Raw genomic sequence first — 15,899 nt, 5'->3', positions numbered from 1 at the left:
ACAGGCATGGCATACGACGATCTCCGCTCGTTTCTCCGGGCCCTCGACCGTGAGGGCGACCTCAAGCGCATCAAGGCGGAGGTGGACCCGCACCTGGAGATCGGCGAGATCGTCGACCGGGTGCAGAAGGCCAAGGGCCCGGCGCTGCTCTTCGAGAACGTCAAGGGCTCGTCGATGCCCCTGGCGATGAACGTCTTCGGCACCGAGCGGCGGCTGGCCAAGGCGCTCGGCCTCAAGGGCCCGGACGACATCTCCGAGAAGATCGCCGGCCTGCTCAAGCCCGAGCTGCCGCAGGGCTTCACCGGCTTCCGGGACGCCTTCGGCAAGCTCGCCTCGATGGCGCACGTCCCGCCCCGGCACGTGAAGCCGGGTGACGCCCCGGTGCAGGAGGTCGTGCTCACCGGCGACGACGTCGACCTGGACGACCTGCCCGCGCTCTTCACCTGGCCGCAGGACGGCGGCTCCTTCTTCAACCTGGGCCTGACCCACACCAAGGACCCGGACAGCGGCATCCGCAACCTGGGCCTCTACCGGCTCCAGCGGCACGACCGCCGCACCATCGGCATGCACTGGCAGATCCACAAGGACAGCCGCAACCACGCCGCGGTGGCGGCCAAGCGCGGTGAGCGCCTCCCGGTCGCGATCGCCTTCGGCTGCCCCCCGGCCGTCACCTACGCGGCCACCGCGCCGCTGCCCGGGGACATCGACGAGTACCTCTTCGCCGGCTTCGTCGCCGGGGAGCGGGTCCGGATGGTCGACTGCAAGACGGTGCCGCTCCAGGTCCCGGCCGACGCCGAGGTGGTCCTGGAGGGCTGGCTGGAGCCCGGCGAGATGCTGCCCGAGGGCCCGTTCGGCGACCACACGGGCTTCTACACCCCGCAGGAGCCGTTCCCGGCGCTGAAGATCGACTGCGTGACGATGCGCCGCCGCCCGATCCTCCAGTCCATCGTGGTCGGCCGCCCGCCGACGGAGGACGGCCCGCTGGGCAAGTTCACCGAGCGGTTCTTCCTGCCGCTGCTGAAGATCATCATCCCGGACATCGTCGACTACGACCTGCCCGAGGCCGGCGGCTTCCACAACTGCGTGATCGTCTCGATCGACAAGAAGTACCCCAAGCACGCCCAGAAGACGATGCACGCGATCTGGGGCGCGCACATGATGTCGCTGACCAAGCTGATCATCGTGGTGGACGCCGACTGCGACGTGCACGACTACCAGGAGGTCGCCTGGCGGGCCTTCGGCAACGTCGACTACAGCCGGGACCTGACCGTGGTCGAAGGCCCGGTGGACCACCTGGACCACGCCTCGTACCAGCAGTTCTGGGGCGGCAAGGCGGGCATCGACGCGACCCGCAAGCTGCCGGAGGAGGGGTACACCCGGGACGGCGGCTGGCCGGAGATGGTGTCCTCCGACCCGGCCACCGCCGAACTGGTGTCGCGTCGCTGGAAGGAATACGGACTGTGAGCACGGCCGCTGTCGAGACACCGGGGCGCACCAGGGCGTTCCTCCGCCTGGTGATGATCGAGCACTCGGTCTTCGCGCTCCCGTTCGCGTACATCGCCGCGCTGACGGCCATGTTCCTCGCGGACAAGCGGGTGCACTGGGGCGAGCTGTTCGTCGTCACCGTGTGCATGGTGGGGCTGCGCACCTTCGCCATGGCGGCGAACCGGATCATCGACCGGGAGATCGACGCCCGCAACCCGCGCACGGCCACGCGTGAACTGGTCACCGGAGCGGTGTCCTTGAAGACCGCGTACGTCGGCTCGGCCGTCGCGCTGGTGGTCTTCCTCGGCGCGGCCGCGATGCTCAACCCGCTCTGCCTGGCGCTCGCGCCGGTCGCCGTGGTGCCGATGGTGGTCTACCCGTACGGCAAGCGGTTCACGAACTTCCCGCAGGCGATCCTGGGCATCGCCCAGGCGATGGGGCCGGTCGGCGCCTGGCTCGCGGTCACGGGCAGCTGGTCGTGGGAGGCGGTCGTGCTGGGCGTGGCCGTCGGCATCTGGATCGGCGGCTTCGACCTCGTCTACGCCTGCCAGGACGTCGAGTCCGACCGCGAGCACGGGGTCCGTTCGGTGCCCGCGCGGTACGGCGTGCCGGCGGCCATCCGGGGCGCGCGGGTGTGCCACGTCCTGACGACGCTCCTGCTGGGCTGGTTCGCGCTCCTGACGGACGCCGGAGCGGCGTTCTGGATCGGCCTCGTGGTCGTCGCGGGGGCCTTCGTGTACGAGCACACCATCGTGCGGCCGAACGACCTGTCGAAGCTCAACCGGGCGTTCTTCCAGACCAACAGCTTCGTGGGGATCTCGCTGTTCTTCTTCGCGCTGGTGGACCTGGTCGTCCGGGGGCTCGGGATCTGATCCGCGCGTCCGCCGGCGGGCTCACGGGGCGCTCCTCCCGCCTCGTCCGGGCCCGCCCGCCGCTCGTGGACCGGCTCAGCGGAACAGGGCCGCGTGGTCCCTCGCCCAGGCGTGGAAGCTGCGGGCCGGGTGGCCGGTGACGTCCTGGACGGTGCTGGTGGCCGGCTCGGGGGCGGTGAGGCGGGCGTGGACGAGGTCCAGGGCGCCGTCGACGGCGGCCGACGGGCGGCCGGCGGCGGACAACCGGTGGCGGGCGGTCTCGCGGGGGACCTCCTGCCAGCTGGCCGGGCGGCCTGCGGCCGCGCCGATGATCTCCACCTGCTCCGCCTGGGTCGGCGACTCCGGGCCGGTGAGGACGTACCGGGCGCCGTCGTGGCCGTCCTCCACCAGGGCCCGGACGGCCACCGCCGCGACGTCCCGCTCGTCCACCGGGTTCAGCCCGGCCGCGCCGCCGTAGCCCCGCACCGTGCCCCCGGCCCTGATCTCCTCCGCCCACTGCAGCGCGGCGGCGAAGCCGTGCGCCCGCAGCACCGTGTGCCGCACCCCGCTGCCGGCGAGCAGCGCCTCGATCCCGCCCTCCGGCCGGCCGGGGACGGCCGAGGACAGGAACACCACCCGCCCGACCTCCCGGGCCAGCACGCCGACGGCCTCCGTGGCCCCGTCCGCCGTCGGGAACGGCCACCCCAGCAGCACCGCGCCGGCGCCCTGCACCGCGGCCTCCAGCGACGCCGGGTCGCGCAGCTCCCGCCGGGGCAGTGTCCGCACCCGCACGCCGGCCGCCGCGAGCTGCAGCCCGACGTGCCGCCCGACCGCTCCGGAGACGCCGATCACCAGCACCGGCGACGTGTCGTCAACTCGCTCATCTGTCATGCATCGAACGTAAGCGAGAAGGATGAGACGCCCAATGCGCACGGGTCTCGGGTCCATGCGCCAGCGTCTACCCCGCGGCGCGCGCCAACTCCCGCACGCCCCCTGATGCTTCGCGCTCTGGGCGGCCGCCGCCCTCCTCGGCCCCGCGGTGCGGGGTGCGGGTCCGGAGGTGCTGCGGGGTCAGTCGCCCAGGTGGGGGGCGTCCGGGTGGTAGGTCCGCTGGCGTTCGACCGGGGCGGCGGCGAAGTCGCCGTTGCCGTTGACGACCTCGCCGACGCCGACCCGGGTGCCCCGGGCCCGGCCGTGGCCCTTGAGGACGCCGCCGCGACCGTCCGGGTCGGGGTGGGTGTACGGGCGGCCGGCGGCGAGCTCGACCGCGCGGGCGGAGATCGGGCCGAGGACCTGGGCGCCGGTGCCGAGGCGGCAACGGCCCGTCAGCTCGGCGCCGTTGGCGATCCTGACCTCGTCCCCGAGCTCGATGGCCTCGCCCGCCCCGGCCCTGACCACGGCGCCGCCCTCGCCGATCCGCGCGCGGCGTCCGACGGTGATCCGCCCGCCGCCGGTCGCGACGATCCGGGCGCCGCCGTACAGGACGGTGCCCGGGCCGATCGCGCAGTCGCTGTCCGCGTCGCACTCGACGGTCGCGCCCGGGTACAGGACGGTCTCCGCCGACAGCGTCACCTGCCGCGCGACCAGTACGGAGAACGGGTCGAGGACGGCCACGCCCCGGTCGGCGAGCAGCACCAGCTCGCCGGGGGTGAGGAGCCCGCGTTCGTGGCGGATGCGGTCCAGTCGGTGCCAGAGCTCGTGATCAGTCATGATCGTCGGATCATACGGAGGCCCCGGCCGGGCCGGCCTCAGTTGTGCAGGAAGCCCTCCAGCGCCGTCGCCAGGGCCACCGGGGCCTCGTACATCGGGTAGTGCCCGCTGCCGGCGAGTTCCTCCAGCTCGGCGTTGGGGTAGTGGGCGAGGAAGGTGCCGCGCATCACCTCGGCGGTGAGGGCGAGGTCGTGCTCGCCGACGATCACCTTGACCGGCACCGGGTTGCCGTCGATCCGGCGCCGCAGGTCGGCCGTCGTCCAGTCGTGGACGTAGCGGCCGAAGGCCTCGGGGGTGGACTGCCGCAGGGACTGGTCGACCATGCGGTCGAGCCAGACCCGGCCGGCCCGCTGCCCGGTGACCAGGTCGAGGATCGCGAAGCGCTTCTCCCGGTCCTCGGCCGCGCCGTAGAACAGGGCCTCGCCCGCCGCGTCCATCGGGTACTCCCCGGCCGGCACCGGGGCCAGGCCGACCAGCTTGCGCACCCGCAGCGGCGCCTCGGCGAGCACCTGCTGGGCCGCCTTGCCGCCCATGGAGTGGCCGACCAGCGAGAAGCGGTCCCAGCCGAGCTGGTCGGCCAGGGCGAGCGCGTCGGAGGCGATCTCGGCGAGCGTGTACGCGCCGGTGACGCCCTTGCGCAGCCCGTAGCCGCGGTAGTCGAGGAAGGCGTAGCCGAAGGCCTTGCCGTCGAGGTAGTCGAGGAACGGGCCCCAGCCCGCGCTGGTGCCGAACCAGTCGTGCAGGACCAGGACGTGGTGGTCGCCGGTGCCGATCAGGCGGTGAGGGATCGTCATGCCAACGGTCGTTCCCCGCGATCCGCCCGTCCGAACGGACGGTTCGCGGGGATCCGGGGCGGATGCCGCCCGCCGGGGCTCAGGCGTCGCGCCGGGCGAAGGCCGGTGCGTGCTCGGGGAGCGGGCCGAAGGCGATCAGGCGGGAGAGCAGTACCGGGAAGCCGGGGACGTGCCGGGCGAGGGCCACCAGCCGGGCGGGCGGGCCGGCCCGCTCGCCGGTGAGGACCGGCTCGAACAGCACGCTGTGCAGGACCCGCTGCATCCGCTGCATGATCACCGTCGGCCGCAGCCGGCGGTGCTGGACCCGGGCCAGGGCCGCCACGGTCGGACGGCCGCGGCGCAGCGGTTCGGCGAGCAGGGTGGCGGCCGCGACGGCGTCCTGGATGGCGAGGTTGATGCCCACCCCGCCGGCCGGGGACATCGCGTGGGCGGCGTCTCCGATCAGCAGCAGCCCGTCGGTGTACCAGCGGTCCAGCCGGTTGAGCCGGACGTCGAGCAGGTGCAGGTCGTCGAGGCTCGCCAACTGGTCGACCCGGTCCGCGTACTGGGGCAGCAGCCGGGCGATCCGCTCGCGGAACCGCTCGATCCCCTCGGCGCGCAGCTGCGGGTCGGCGCCCTTGGCGCGGAAGTAGGCGATCTGGAAGTAGTCGGTCCGGGCGAAGCTCAGCACCATGTCGCCGGCCCCGAACCCGGGGACGAGGCTGGGCGGCTGGGCCTGCTCGTGGGGGTGCCGGGGCAGCCGGAACCACCAGGTGTCGAAGGGCACCGGGAACTCCTGGGCGGCCAGGCCGGCCGCCCGGCGCAGGGTGGAGTGCCGGCCGTCGGCGGCGACGGTGAGGTCGGCGCGCAGCTCACCCTCCTCGCCGTCCCGGGTGCGGTACCGGACTCCGGTGACCCGGCCGCCGTCCCGGAGCAGTCCGGTCGCCTCGGTGTTCATCCGCAGGGTGAAGGCGGGCTCCTGCCGGGCCTCCGCGACCAGGAAGTTCAGGAGGTCCCACTGCGGGATCATGGCGATGTAGTTGTACGGGGGCCGCAGCCGCTCGTAGGCGCTCAGCGCGACGGGGGCGGAGCCGGGCGGCTGCACCACCAGGTTGCCGAGGCGGCTCTGCGGCAGCGCGGCGAACTTCCGGCCGAGGCCGAGCTCGTCCATCAGCCGCACGGTGGAGGCGTGGACGGTGTCGCCGCGGAAGTCGCGCAGGAAGTCCCCGTGCTTCTCCAGCACGGTCACCTCGACACCGGCGCGCGCCAGCATCAGGCCCAGCATCATTCCGGCCGGCCCGCCCCCGGAGATCACGACGCTCATGGCTCTCCCCTTTCAGTGCTCGATCGATCACTGTCCGTGTGGAACCTGCATATACAGAATCTCTGGAACCGTCCCAGGTGTCAAGTAGTACGATGCTTCACATGAAGGAGCTGGTGACGGCCGCCCTCACGGCGGCGAAGGAACGGGGCCAGGACGTCGCGGACGTCCCGCTCACGGCGATCGCCGCGACGGCCGGCATCTCCCGCAGCACGCTGCTGCGCAGGCTCGGCGGCTCCCGGGCGGTGCTGGACGAGGCCGTCCGGGAGGCGGGCGTCGACCCGGGCGGACGGCCGCCGGTGCGCGAGCGCGCGATCGCGGCGGCGGCGCTGCTGGTGGCCGAGCGCGGCCTGGCCGGGGTCACCCTGGACGCCGTGGCCGACCGGGCCGACTGCTCGCTGCCCAGCCTGCACACCGTCTTCGAGGGGCGGGACGGCCTGCTCGCCGCCGTGTTCGAGCGGCACTCCGCGCTGCCCGACCTGGAGGCCCTCGCCGCCGACCCGCCGGAGACCCTGGAGGAGACCGTCCGGGCGCTCCACGCCACCTTCGCCGCGGCCTTCGTGCACGAGCCGCGGATCGTCCCGGCGGTCTTCGCCGACCTGCTCGGCCGCCCGGACGGCCCCGCCGCCCGGGTGATGGCCGCCACCCTGCCGCAGGCGCTCGCCGGCCTGGACCGGCTGCTGCGCCCGCACGTGCGGGCCGGCCGGCTGAGACCACTGCCCACCCCGGTGCTGACCCAGCTGATGATCGGCCCGCTGCTCAACCACGCGCTGATGCGGCCGGTGCTGGAACCCGCCCTGGGGGACGGGCTGCCGTCGACGGACGAGACCGTGGAACTCTTCGCCCAGGCCTACCTGCGCGCGGTCGCCCTCCCCGCGGCGGAGTCCGGGAGCGTCGGCGACACCCCCTGAGGGGGCCCGTGACCGGCACCCCGCGGCGCCTCGTCCTCGGCTGCCGGTTCGCGAGGGTCAAGTCGCCCTTCGGGCAAGGGCGGTGACGGCCGCGGGGGCCGTGGTCAGCCGAGGAGCAGCCGGTCGCCGACCCGCAGGCGGCCCGGGGCGGCGACCTCGGCGAGGGCGTCGAGCCGGCCGTCGTGGGCGTGCACGACGGCCTTGAGGATCTCGGGGGCGTGCGGCAGTCCGGGCTGCGGGGCGCCGGTCATCGCGCAGCGCTCGCTGGAGGCGACGAAGGAGAGCTTGGCACTGCCGGGGGCCTCGCCGGAGGCCTGGCGGCCGAGCCAGGCGTCCTCGACGAACGGCGGGGTGCCGGGCGGGGTGCGCAGCACGATGTTGGGGCGGAACCGCCGCTCGTCGACCACGGTGAAGGGGACGGCCTCGCGGACCCAGTCCAGGGTGGCGGTGCTGAGCACGCTGACCGGCAGCCGGTCGAAGTGCGAGACGGCGTCCTCGCGGGCGAGTTCGACGTCCTCGCGCTGGAGGTAGGCGCGCAGGAAGGAGTTCGGCCGGTCGACCGGGCGGCCGAGCGGATCGAACAGTTCGGGGCCGTCGATCCGGTGGCCGAGCCGGGCGGAGAGGCGGAGCAGGCCGTCCATCCGGCGGAAGCGGCGGGTGTTCTTGCCCGAGCCGAGCTTCCCCGCGGCGTCGCGGACGGCGTAGAGGCGGTCGCCGGCCAGGCCGCGCTCGTCCACCTCGACGGAGTCGAGCCGCTCGCCGCCGGTGGACTTCACGGGGTAGCGCCAGAGTCGCTCGATCACTCCGATGATCTCAGCCATGGCCGGAAAGCGTACTGGCGTTGACGGGGGATGGTCTAGACCAAGTCCCCGGCCCGGGCGGAGAGTCCGGCTCAGCCCAGCCGGGCCACCGCCCGTACCGGTGCGCCGTCCGCCGCGACCAGCCGCAGCGGGAACAGCGAGACCTCCACCGGCAGGCCGGCCTCCTGGGCCGCCAGCAGCGGCCGCAGGTCGGTCAGGTTCTCGGCGATCACCCCGCCGCCGGGCGCCCCCAGCAGCACCCGGTGCGCGGCGAGCGTGGGCTCGTCGGCGGTGCCGTGGTCGTGCTCGTCGGTGAGGTCGGCGAGCAGGGCGGCCACCGCCGGGTCGCCCGGGCCCGGGTCGGGGGTCGGGTCGACGCTGAGCGCGTCCACCCCGACCGTCCGCACCCCGGCGGCGACGATCGCCTCGGCGGCGGCCGGGGTCAGGGCGGGGTGGGCGAGGTAGGCGTCGGTGCCCCAGTGCCGGGCCCAGCCGGTGGCCAGCAGCAGGACGGTGCCCTCGCCGGAGTCCGCGACCCGCTCCAGCGCGGCCGCCAGCAGCCCGGGGGTGACGGCCGACCGGGGCCCCAGCCCGCGCAGGTCGGCGACCACGGCGGGGCCGGTGAACCGCTCCAGCGGCAGCCCGTCCAGGGTCGGCCAGGTGACGTCCACGTGGTACGGCGCGTCCACGTGCGTCCCGGACTGCGAGCCGAGGTGCAGGGCCAGCACGTTCACCCCGGCGGTGGCCGTGGTGAGCGCGGGCTCCAGCAGGACGGCCGGATCGCCGGGGTAGACCGGCATCGCGGTGGTCACCTGATGGGTGAGGTCGACGAGGGTCGCTGCCATGCGCCCATCCTCCCAGGGGCGGGCGCTCCCGGACCCCTCCCGGTCGGCCCGGTCCGGAACCACGGGTGGAGCCGGGACAGAATTGCCCCATGGGAACTGCGAAGCGTCAGCCGTGGGTGGTCGGGGTCTCAGGTGCGTCGGGGACGCCGTACGCGGCCTCGGTGATCCGCGCGCTGCTGGCCGCCGGCGAGGCGGTGGACCTGGTCGTCAGCCGCGCCGCCCGGCTCACCATCCTGGACGAGACCGGCATCTCCTTCCGGGACGCCCACTGGCGCACCGACCTCGCCGCCTGGCTCGGGAGCGACGAGGGCCTGGACGACGTCCGCTACTGGCCCGCCGGGGACTTCGCGGCCGGTCCGTCCAGTGGCTCCTACCCGGCCAAGGGCATGCTCGTGGTGCCCGCGACCACCGGCGCGGTGGCCGGGATCGCGCTCGGCCTGAGCAAGGACCTGCTGCAGCGCGTCGCCAGCGTCACCCTCAAGGAGCGCCGTCCACTCGTCGTCTGCGTGCGCGAGACGCCACTCAACGGGGTGACGTTGAAGCACCTGGTGGAGCTCGACGCGCAGGGGGCGGTCGTCCTGCCCGCTTCGCCCGGTTTCTACGCCGGCGGCTCCACCGTGCGCGAACTCGTGGATTTCGTGGCCGGACGGGTGCTGGACGCCGTCGACGTGCCGCATTCCCTGTACCTGCGCTGGGAAGGGGAGTTGGGGGCGGCCGCCCGCAAGACGGCCGCCGGCGAGGGCGCACCGGCTGAGGGGGAGTAAGGAGACCCGGGGCGGGAGAGTATCTTCTCTGCGATATCCGGGTCGTTCGGCGCACGGCGCCTTTGAATCCGGATAATGATCTGTGGGTCTGGTGAGGTTCGGAAGGACGCGGACGGTATATGGACACGGTGGACAGACAGCTCATCCAGGCGCTCCGGGAGAACGGCCGTGCGTCCTACGCCGAGTTGGGCCGGCTGGTCGGGCTCTCCGGCCCGAGCGTCACGGACCGGATCAACCGCCTGGAGCAGGCCGGGGTGATCACCGGCTACCGGGCGACGGTCAACCCGGCCTCGCTCGGCTTCGGCGTCACGGCCCTGATCGGCCTTCAGCTCACCGACGCCGCGGACCACGAGGACGTCGCGCACCGGCTGAAGGACCTCAACGAGGTCGAGGACTGCTGGTTCATCGCCGGTGACGACTCCTACATGCTGAAGGTCAGGGTGGCCGACGTGGCCGGCCTGGAATCGGTGGTCAAGCGGATCTCGGGCACGAAGGGCGTGGCCCGGACCCGCACCACCGTCGTACTCTCCACCAAGTGGGAAAACCGGGTGAGTGAACTTCCTCCTGTAGGAGAGTGACGTATGGCACTGGTCGGACTGGAGGAGCTGCGCGCGGCTCGGCAGCGGATCGCGGGGGTCGCCGTGCGCACCCCGCTGGTTCCCGCCCCCTGGGCGGCCGAGGGGGAGCGGCGGCTCTGGCTGAAGCCCGAGAACCTCCAGCCGACCGGGGCCTTCAAGACCCGCGGCGCCTACAACCGGCTGGCCGCGCTCACCGAGGACGAGCGCGCCCGGGGCGTGGTGGCCCAGTCCAGCGGCAACCACGCGCAGGCGGTGGCGTACGCGGCCCGGGAGCTCGGCATCAAGGCCGTGATCGTGATGCCGGACACCTCGCCCGCGGTGAAGGTGGAGGCCACCCGCTCGTTCGGCGCCGAGGTGATCCTGGTGGCGCCGGAGGAGCGGGACACCCTGCCCGCCGAGCTGGCCGGGAAGCACGGCTACGTCTGGGTGCCCCCGTACGACGACCCGTTCATCATCGCGGGCCAGGGCACGGTCGGCCTGGAGATCGCCGAGGACGCCCCGGCCGACCTGGACACCGTCCTGGTGCCGGTCAGCGGCGGCGGCCTGATCGGCGGGACGGCGGCGGCGCTCAAGCTCACCCGCCCCGGCATCCGGGTGATCGGCGTGGAGCCCGAGCTGGCCGCCGACGCCCGGGCCAGCCTGCGGGCCGGCCGCCGGGTCGAGTGGCCGGTCGCCGACACCTACCGGACCATCGCGGACGGGCTGCGCACCCCGTCGCTCGGCGTGCTGCCGTTCGAGCACGTCGCCGCCTACGTGGACGACATCGTCACCGTCACCGAGGACGAGATCCGTGCCACCGTGGCCGTGCTGGCCCGCCGCGGCCGGCTCGTCGCCGAGCCCTCCGGGGCGGTCGCCCCGGCCGCCTACTTCCACCGCGCCGCCGAGACCGGGGGCCAGTCGGTGGCGGCCGTGGTCAGCGGAGGCAACATCGACCCGACACTGCTCGCCGAGCTGCTCTCGGCATAGGCGTACGCTCATTCCGGCAAGGAATCGAATGTCGGAGGAGGCGGGTCACCGCATGGACGCAGGGCTCAAGCGCGAGCTGGAGGCGAAGGTCTACGCGGGTGAGCGGCTGACCCGCGAGGACGGGATCGCGCTCTACGAGAGCGACGACCTGGCCTGGCTGGGCGGGCTGGCCCACCACGTGCGGACGCGGAAGAACGGCGACGTCGTCCACTTCAACGTCAACCGTCACCTCAACATGACCAACGTGTGCAGCGCGTCCTGCGCGTACTGCTCGTTCCAGCGCAAGCCGGGCGAGAAGGACGCGTACACGATGCGCATCGAGGAGGCCGTCCGCCTCGCCAAGGCGATGGAGGTCGACTCCCTCACCGAGCTGCACATCGTCAACGGGCTGCACCCGACGCTGCCGTGGCGCTACTACCCGCGCTCGCTGCGGGAGCTGAAGGCGGCGCTGCCGAACGTCTCGCTGAAGGCCTTCACCGCCACCGAGATCCACTGGTTCGAGAAGATCAGCGGCCTGCCCGCCGACGAGATCCTGGACGAGCTGATCGACGCCGGCCTGGAGTCGCTGACCGGCGGCGGCGCGGAGATCTTCGACTGGGAGGTCCGCCAGCACATCGTCGACCACGACACCCACTGGGAGGACTGGTCGCGGATCCACCGCCTCGCGCACGGCAAGGGCCTCAAGACGCCGGCCACCATGCTGTACGGCCACATCGAGGAGCCCCGCCACCGGGTGGACCACGTGCTGCGGCTGCGCGAGCTCCAGGACGAGACCGGCGGCTTCCAGGTCTTCATCCCGCTGCGCTACCAGCACGACTTCCACGACTCCAAGGACGGCGTCGTGCGCAACAAGCTGATGGCCCGCACGGAGATGGCCACCGGCGCCGAGGCGCTGAAGACCTTCGCGGTCTCCCGGCTGCTCTTCGACAACGTCCCGCACGTCAAGGTCTTCTGGGTGATGCACGGCGTCACCACCGCCCAGCTGGCGCTCAGCCACGGCGCGGACGACATGGACGGCTCGGTGGTCGAGTACAAGATCACCCACGACGCGGACAACTTCGGCACCCCGAACAAGCTCGGCCGCGACGACCTGCTCGGGCTGATCCGCGACGCCGGCTTCCGCCCGGTGGAGCGCAACACCCGCTACGAGGTCATCCGCGAGTACGACGGCCCCGACCTGGAGCGTCGCGAGACCCCGCAGGCGATGCGCCTCTGACCTGCGAAGATCCCCGCCGCCCGGACCGCTCGTCGGCCCGGGCGGCGGTTGTCTTCACGGCCTCCGCACCTGACCCGGGTTTACCAACGGGTACGGCGTTTGGCAGGATCGACAGCATGTCCGGTTCTCATCGCGCCACCGAGTACCCGTCGTACGAGCCGATGCGGGAGCCGGTGTACGGGGTGCCGCAGCAGTCGTACGAGCAGCCGTACCCCGAGCACGAGGCGTACCGGCAGCCCGTTCCGCAGGAGTACGGCCAGGGCGTGTACCAGCCGTACCAGCAGACTCCTGACGGCTACTCCGAGGCGTACGACCAGCCGTTCCAGGCCTACCAGGGTGAGCCGGAGGGCGGCTACGAGGCGGCGTCGGTGTACCAGCCGGTGCCCGCGCCCGAGACCGTCCCCTTCGAGCCCGGGCCCGTCGTGCTCGCCGCCGCTCCCGCCGCACCCGTGGCGGGTTCCCGGACGGCCGCGCGGGGACGCCGGCGCAAGGCCAAGCAGAAACGTCACGGCAAGGCCGTGATGGCCGGCACCGCGCTGCTGGTCGCCGCCACCGCCGGCTGGTACGCCGTCGGCCAGGACGGCGCCAAGCCCGGCATCGCCGCCGCCGACGGCCCCGGCCCGGAGGGCGTCAGCAAGCCCGACCACCCCGCCCCGGCCCCCGCGGCCGCCCAGGCCGCCTCCGACCGGCAGGCCGCGGCCCCCGCCGCCGACCGCAGCCAGACCCGTACGGACGGCTCGGTCGCCGCGATACCCGGCCTCGGCGCGAAGTTCACCGCGCAGATCCCCGCCGAGACCGCCCAGGTGCTGGTCGCCTCCGGCCAGGACAAGAACACCGACAAGAACGCCGTCACCCTCTGGACCCGCACCCCCGAGGGCCGCTGGCTGGCCGGCGAGACCTGGCAGGGCCACAACGGCAAGAGCGGCTGGACCACCGACCACAACGAGGGCGACCTGCGCAGCCCGATCGGCGTCTTCAGCCTCACCGACGCGGGCGGCCGCAAGGCCGACCCGGGCAGCAAGCTCCCGTACGACAAGGACCCGAGCTTCGTGGTCTCCGGCACGGGCTTCTTCGGGGACCAGCTGGCCGGCTCCTTCGACTACGTGGTCGCGATCAACTACAACCGCGTCCCCGGCAACTCCCCGCTCGACCCGCGCCGCCCGATGGGCTCCAAGAAGGGCGGCGGCATCTGGCTCCACGTGGACCACGACGGCCCGACCCACGGCTGCGTGTCGATCCCCGAGGACAAGATGGCCCAGCTGATCCGCACCCTGGACCCGGCCGCCCACCCCGTCGTCGTGATGGGCGACGCCTCCACGCTGGCACTCTGACCCCGGAGTCCGCGGAAGCCGGGCACGGAACCCGGGCGCCCCAAGGCCCCTTGTCCACCTCCTACAGATCGAGGGGGCGGATCCTGTCGCCGGTCATACCATGCTGACCAGCGGGTAACCCGGTTCCATGGCAGTATGAGCGGTTCGCGCATTGTGGCACTCGGCCACTACCAGCCCCCCAAGGTCCTCACCAACGACGACCTGGCGGGGCTCGTCGACACCGACGACGAGTGGATCCGCACCCGTGTCGGCATCCGCAGCCGGCACATCGCCGAGGACGAGACCCTGGTCGACCTCGCCACCGAGGCCGCGCAGAAGGCGCTCGCCAACAGCGGCCGGACGGCGGACGAGATCGACCTCGTCGTGGTCGCCACCTGCACCGCGATCGAGCGCAGCCCCAACACCGCCGCCGCCGTGGCCGCCCGGCTGGGCGTGCGCTCGCCGGCCGCGTACGACATCAACACGGTCTGCTCCGGCTTCTCGTACGCCCTGGCCACCGCCGACCACGCGATCCGGGCCGGCTCGGCCCGCCGCGCCCTGGTGATCGGCGCCGAGCGGATGTCCGACACGCTCGACTGGACCGACCGCTCCACCTGCGTGATCTTCGGCGACGGAGCGGGCGCCGCGGTGGTCGAGGCCCAGGAGGAGGGCGCCGAGCCCGGCATCGGGCCGGTGGTCTGGGGCTCCGAGCCCGAGCGGGGCGACGCCGTGGTGATCACCGGCTGGGACCCGGTGATCAGCCAGCAGGGCCAGTCGGTCTTCCGCTGGGCCACCACCCAGCTCGCCCCGCTGGCCCGCCAGGCCTGCGAGCGGGCCGGGATCGCCCCGTCCGAGCTGAAGGGCTTCGTCCCGCACCAGGCCAACCTGCGGATCATCGACGCGATCGCGGGCAAGCTGGGCCTCGGCGAGGACGCGGTGGTGGCCCGGGACGTGGTCCACTCCGGCAACACCTCGGCCGCCTCCATCCCGCTGGCCTTCTCCAAGCTGGTCGAGCGCGGCGAGCTCTCGCCCGGCGACCCGGTCCTGCTCTTCGGCTTCGGCGGCGGGCTGGCCTACGCCGGCCAGGTCGTGCGCTGCCCCTGACCCCGACCCGGCGGCGCCGCGAGGCCGCCTGAGGGCCGCCACAAGGCCGCCCGAGGGCGCCGCGAGGCCGTCCGGACCCGAACAACGCCGCTGGGCGGGCACCCTGTCACGGGTGCCCGCCCAGCGGCATGTCTGGCGCGCTTGCGGTACGTCGGCGGACCTCCCCCGAGGACACGGCCGCCGTCCGTCGTTCCCCGGACAGGAGGCCGGGGCTGCGCGCGGAGCGGATGGTGGGTCGGTGGACGGTCCTACTTGGGCGCCTTCTTGCCGGTGACGCCCAGGTACACCAGGGGAGCGAGGTTGGGCTTGAGGTCCTTGACCTTGACGCCCCAGGAGGTGAAGGCCTTCTGGTGCTCGGCCGCCGAGGCGAGCAGCGAGACCAGGGCCCCGGCCACGGCGTTCGGGTCGAGCGACTTGTCGGCCTGACCCTTCGCCTGGAGTTCCCTGACGGCCTCCGCGAGCGGCTTGGCGACCGCGTTGAGGACCGTCATGCGGATCTTGAAGAACCGCTTGTCCCCTTCGGCGGCACCGAGCGTGACCACTCGGAGAATGGCGTCGTTCTTGCGCCAGAAGGCGAGGAATCCGTCGACCAGTTCTTCCGAAGTGGTCGGTCCGGACTTCCCTGCCCAGGACTTTCCGGCCACCAGCTCTTTGAGCTGGTCGGCGTCCTTGGCCATTTCCTCGGCGATTTCGAGGACAGCGCCCTCGACATCCGGGAAGTACTGGTAGAAGGTCGCGGGGGAGGTACCCGCCATACGGGCGACGTCGATGACCTTGACGTCCCGATAGGGCGACGTGCTGAGCATCTCGCGGAGGCAGTCGAGCAGCTTCTGCCGCGTCTCCTGTCCGCGTCGCCCGGCGACGCGACCGTCGACGGTGCGAACTTGTCCTGTCATGCCGTCAGCTTACCGTGGCACGATCTTGGCGCGATTCGGTGATGCGACTATTACTCCGCACGGGGGTTGGTATAGCGGCATGAACCACTTCGGACGGATATTCACCGGGGTTCGAAGCCCCTGTTTGAAGCCCCCCCGTGTGCTTGCGATCTCACAGCGTGACGGCGAGTCCGCTGAGGGGTGGTCGGGTGACAGAGCGTGACGATGACCGAAGAGTGCGGTGCCGTCCGGAAGTGGACGGTCCGGAGCCCCGAGCGCAAGCCGCCCCCGGAGCGGGCGTCAGGATCCGGTCGTTCCGTCCTCGCTGGTCAGAGGCCTGTCCGGGGCGTCCTCCGGGCCGGGACGACGTGTTTCAGGGGGTGGGGGAGG

At 72.9% G+C, this 15,899-nt stretch carries 16 protein-coding genes; 9 read left to right on the top strand and 7 right to left on the bottom strand.

What is annotated here, in order from left to right; all coding sequences use genetic code 11:
* The first annotated feature begins 6 nt into the window (after positions 1–6).
* Together ACLWS4_RS07675 and mqnP are read left to right on the top strand one after the other, a co-directional pair.
* The gene (locus ACLWS4_RS07675) at positions 7–1,464 is read left to right on the top strand and encodes a menaquinone biosynthesis decarboxylase (protein ID WP_049651533.1); all 1,458 of its coding nucleotides are present in this window, start codon (positions 7–9) and stop codon (positions 1,462–1,464) included.
* Positions 1,461–2,357, top strand: a complete 897-nt coding sequence (mqnP, locus tag ACLWS4_RS07670) for a menaquinone biosynthesis prenyltransferase MqnP (RefSeq protein WP_369808292.1) — start codon at positions 1,461–1,463, stop codon at positions 2,355–2,357. Before ACLWS4_RS07675 ends, mqnP begins: the two co-directional genes overlap by 4 nt.
* Before the next feature lie 75 nt (positions 2,358–2,432).
* Here mqnP and ACLWS4_RS07665 read toward each other — a convergent pair whose 3' ends face one another.
* From ACLWS4_RS07665 to ACLWS4_RS07650, 4 genes are all read right to left on the bottom strand, one after another.
* Positions 2,433–3,227, bottom strand: coding sequence for a nucleoside-diphosphate sugar epimerase (locus ACLWS4_RS07665; RefSeq protein ID WP_387822771.1), 795 nt, complete (start codon positions 3,225–3,227; stop codon positions 2,433–2,435).
* A 180-nt stretch (positions 3,228–3,407) separates the two neighbouring features.
* A complete protein-coding gene (locus ACLWS4_RS07660) occupies positions 3,408–4,046 on the bottom strand; it encodes a hypothetical protein (RefSeq protein WP_416873627.1) in 639 nt (212 codons plus the stop codon).
* Positions 4,047–4,084: 38 nt separating this feature from the next.
* On the bottom strand, positions 4,085–4,840 hold the full coding sequence (locus tag ACLWS4_RS07655; RefSeq protein WP_375876946.1) for an alpha/beta fold hydrolase: 756 nt from the start codon (positions 4,838–4,840) through the stop codon (positions 4,085–4,087).
* Between the two features lie 79 nt (positions 4,841–4,919).
* Positions 4,920–6,143: an FAD-dependent oxidoreductase gene (locus tag ACLWS4_RS07650; protein WP_416873626.1), complete on the bottom strand. Its 1,224-nt coding sequence runs from the start codon at positions 6,141–6,143 to the stop codon at positions 4,920–4,922.
* Positions 6,144–6,244: 101 nt separating this feature from the next.
* On the opposite strand from ACLWS4_RS07650, the gene ACLWS4_RS07645 reads away from it, so the two are divergent.
* Positions 6,245–7,051 carry a TetR/AcrR family transcriptional regulator gene (locus ACLWS4_RS07645; RefSeq protein WP_049651539.1) on the top strand — a complete coding sequence of 269 codons (807 nt, stop codon included), beginning with the start codon at positions 6,245–6,247 and terminating at the stop codon, positions 7,049–7,051.
* 104 nt (positions 7,052–7,155) lie between these two features.
* Here the strand turns inward: ACLWS4_RS07645 and ACLWS4_RS07640 are convergent, their stop codons facing one another.
* Both ACLWS4_RS07640 and ACLWS4_RS07635 read right to left on the bottom strand, forming a co-directional pair.
* Positions 7,156–7,872 carry an MOSC domain-containing protein gene (locus ACLWS4_RS07640; RefSeq protein WP_387967165.1) on the bottom strand — a complete coding sequence of 239 codons (717 nt, stop codon included), beginning with the start codon at positions 7,870–7,872 and terminating at the stop codon, positions 7,156–7,158.
* Positions 7,873–7,943: 71 nt separating this feature from the next.
* Positions 7,944–8,696, bottom strand: coding sequence for a cyclase family protein (locus tag ACLWS4_RS07635; protein ID WP_416873625.1), 753 nt, complete (start codon positions 8,694–8,696; stop codon positions 7,944–7,946).
* 89 nt (positions 8,697–8,785) lie between these two features.
* Between ACLWS4_RS07635 and ACLWS4_RS07630 the strand changes: the two genes are divergently transcribed.
* The 6 genes from ACLWS4_RS07630 (at position 8,786) to ACLWS4_RS07605 (ending at position 14,634) form a co-directional block, all read left to right on the top strand.
* On the top strand, positions 8,786–9,460 hold the full coding sequence (locus tag ACLWS4_RS07630) for a UbiX family flavin prenyltransferase (protein WP_049651542.1): 675 nt from the start codon (positions 8,786–8,788) through the stop codon (positions 9,458–9,460).
* 119 nt (positions 9,461–9,579) lie between these two features.
* Positions 9,580–10,038 carry an Lrp/AsnC family transcriptional regulator gene (locus ACLWS4_RS07625; RefSeq protein WP_049651543.1) on the top strand — a complete coding sequence of 153 codons (459 nt, stop codon included), beginning with the start codon at positions 9,580–9,582 and terminating at the stop codon, positions 10,036–10,038.
* Positions 10,039–10,041: 3 nt separating this feature from the next.
* Positions 10,042–11,004: a threonine ammonia-lyase gene (locus ACLWS4_RS07620; RefSeq protein WP_049651544.1), complete on the top strand. Its 963-nt coding sequence runs from the start codon at positions 10,042–10,044 to the stop codon at positions 11,002–11,004.
* Between the two features lie 52 nt (positions 11,005–11,056).
* Complete coding sequence (gene mqnE / locus ACLWS4_RS07615; protein WP_049651548.1) at positions 11,057–12,220, top strand: aminofutalosine synthase MqnE; 1,164 nt, start codon at positions 11,057–11,059, stop codon at positions 12,218–12,220.
* 116 nt (positions 12,221–12,336) lie between these two features.
* A complete protein-coding gene (locus ACLWS4_RS07610) occupies positions 12,337–13,551 on the top strand; it encodes a L,D-transpeptidase family protein (protein ID WP_338016324.1) in 1,215 nt (404 codons plus the stop codon).
* A 135-nt stretch (positions 13,552–13,686) separates the two neighbouring features.
* The gene (locus ACLWS4_RS07605) at positions 13,687–14,634 is read left to right on the top strand and encodes a beta-ketoacyl-ACP synthase III (RefSeq protein ID WP_049651545.1); all 948 of its coding nucleotides are present in this window, start codon (positions 13,687–13,689) and stop codon (positions 14,632–14,634) included.
* 248 nt (positions 14,635–14,882) lie between these two features.
* Here the strand turns inward: ACLWS4_RS07605 and ACLWS4_RS07600 are convergent, their stop codons facing one another.
* A complete protein-coding gene (locus ACLWS4_RS07600; protein WP_049651546.1) occupies positions 14,883–15,530 on the bottom strand; it encodes a TetR family transcriptional regulator in 648 nt (215 codons plus the stop codon).
* Positions 15,531–15,899 lie beyond the last annotated feature (369 nt).

The sequence above is a fragment of the Kitasatospora sp. SC0581 genome (assembly GCF_048159585.1).
Lineage (GTDB): Bacteria > Actinomycetota > Actinomycetes > Streptomycetales > Streptomycetaceae > Kitasatospora.
Note: the sequence above shows the minus strand (reverse complement) of the source record. Positions and strands in the feature narration are given on the sequence as shown.

What these genes read in the sequence shown, in the direction of transcription:
- ACLWS4_RS07675 (WP_049651533.1), top strand. Translation starts at nt 7, where the DNA reads ATGGCATACGACGATCTCCGCTCGTTTCTCCGGGCCCTCGACCGTGAG.
- ACLWS4_RS07665 (WP_387822771.1), bottom strand. Translation starts at nt 3,227, where the DNA reads ATGACAGATGAGCGAGTTGACGACACGTCGCCGGTGCTGGTGATCGGC.
- ACLWS4_RS07660 (WP_416873627.1), bottom strand. Translation starts at nt 4,046, where the DNA reads ATGACTGATCACGAGCTCTGGCACCGACTGGACCGCATCCGCCACGAA.
- ACLWS4_RS07655 (WP_375876946.1), bottom strand. Translation starts at nt 4,840, where the DNA reads ATGACGATCCCTCACCGCCTGATCGGCACCGGCGACCACCACGTCCTG.
- ACLWS4_RS07650 (WP_416873626.1), bottom strand. Translation starts at nt 6,143, where the DNA reads ATGAGCGTCGTGATCTCCGGGGGCGGGCCGGCCGGAATGATGCTGGGC.
- ACLWS4_RS07645 (WP_049651539.1), top strand. Translation starts at nt 6,245, where the DNA reads ATGAAGGAGCTGGTGACGGCCGCCCTCACGGCGGCGAAGGAACGGGGC.
- ACLWS4_RS07640 (WP_387967165.1), bottom strand. Translation starts at nt 7,872, where the DNA reads ATGGCTGAGATCATCGGAGTGATCGAGCGACTCTGGCGCTACCCCGTG.
- ACLWS4_RS07635 (WP_416873625.1), bottom strand. Translation starts at nt 8,696, where the DNA reads ATGGCAGCGACCCTCGTCGACCTCACCCATCAGGTGACCACCGCGATG.
- ACLWS4_RS07630 (WP_049651542.1), top strand. Translation starts at nt 8,786, where the DNA reads ATGGGAACTGCGAAGCGTCAGCCGTGGGTGGTCGGGGTCTCAGGTGCG.
- ACLWS4_RS07625 (WP_049651543.1), top strand. Translation starts at nt 9,580, where the DNA reads ATGGACACGGTGGACAGACAGCTCATCCAGGCGCTCCGGGAGAACGGC.
- ACLWS4_RS07620 (WP_049651544.1), top strand. Translation starts at nt 10,042, where the DNA reads ATGGCACTGGTCGGACTGGAGGAGCTGCGCGCGGCTCGGCAGCGGATC.
- mqnE (WP_049651548.1), top strand. Translation starts at nt 11,057, where the DNA reads ATGGACGCAGGGCTCAAGCGCGAGCTGGAGGCGAAGGTCTACGCGGGT.
- ACLWS4_RS07610 (WP_338016324.1), top strand. Translation starts at nt 12,337, where the DNA reads ATGTCCGGTTCTCATCGCGCCACCGAGTACCCGTCGTACGAGCCGATG.
- ACLWS4_RS07605 (WP_049651545.1), top strand. Translation starts at nt 13,687, where the DNA reads ATGAGCGGTTCGCGCATTGTGGCACTCGGCCACTACCAGCCCCCCAAG.
- ACLWS4_RS07600 (WP_049651546.1), bottom strand. Translation starts at nt 15,530, where the DNA reads ATGACAGGACAAGTTCGCACCGTCGACGGTCGCGTCGCCGGGCGACGC.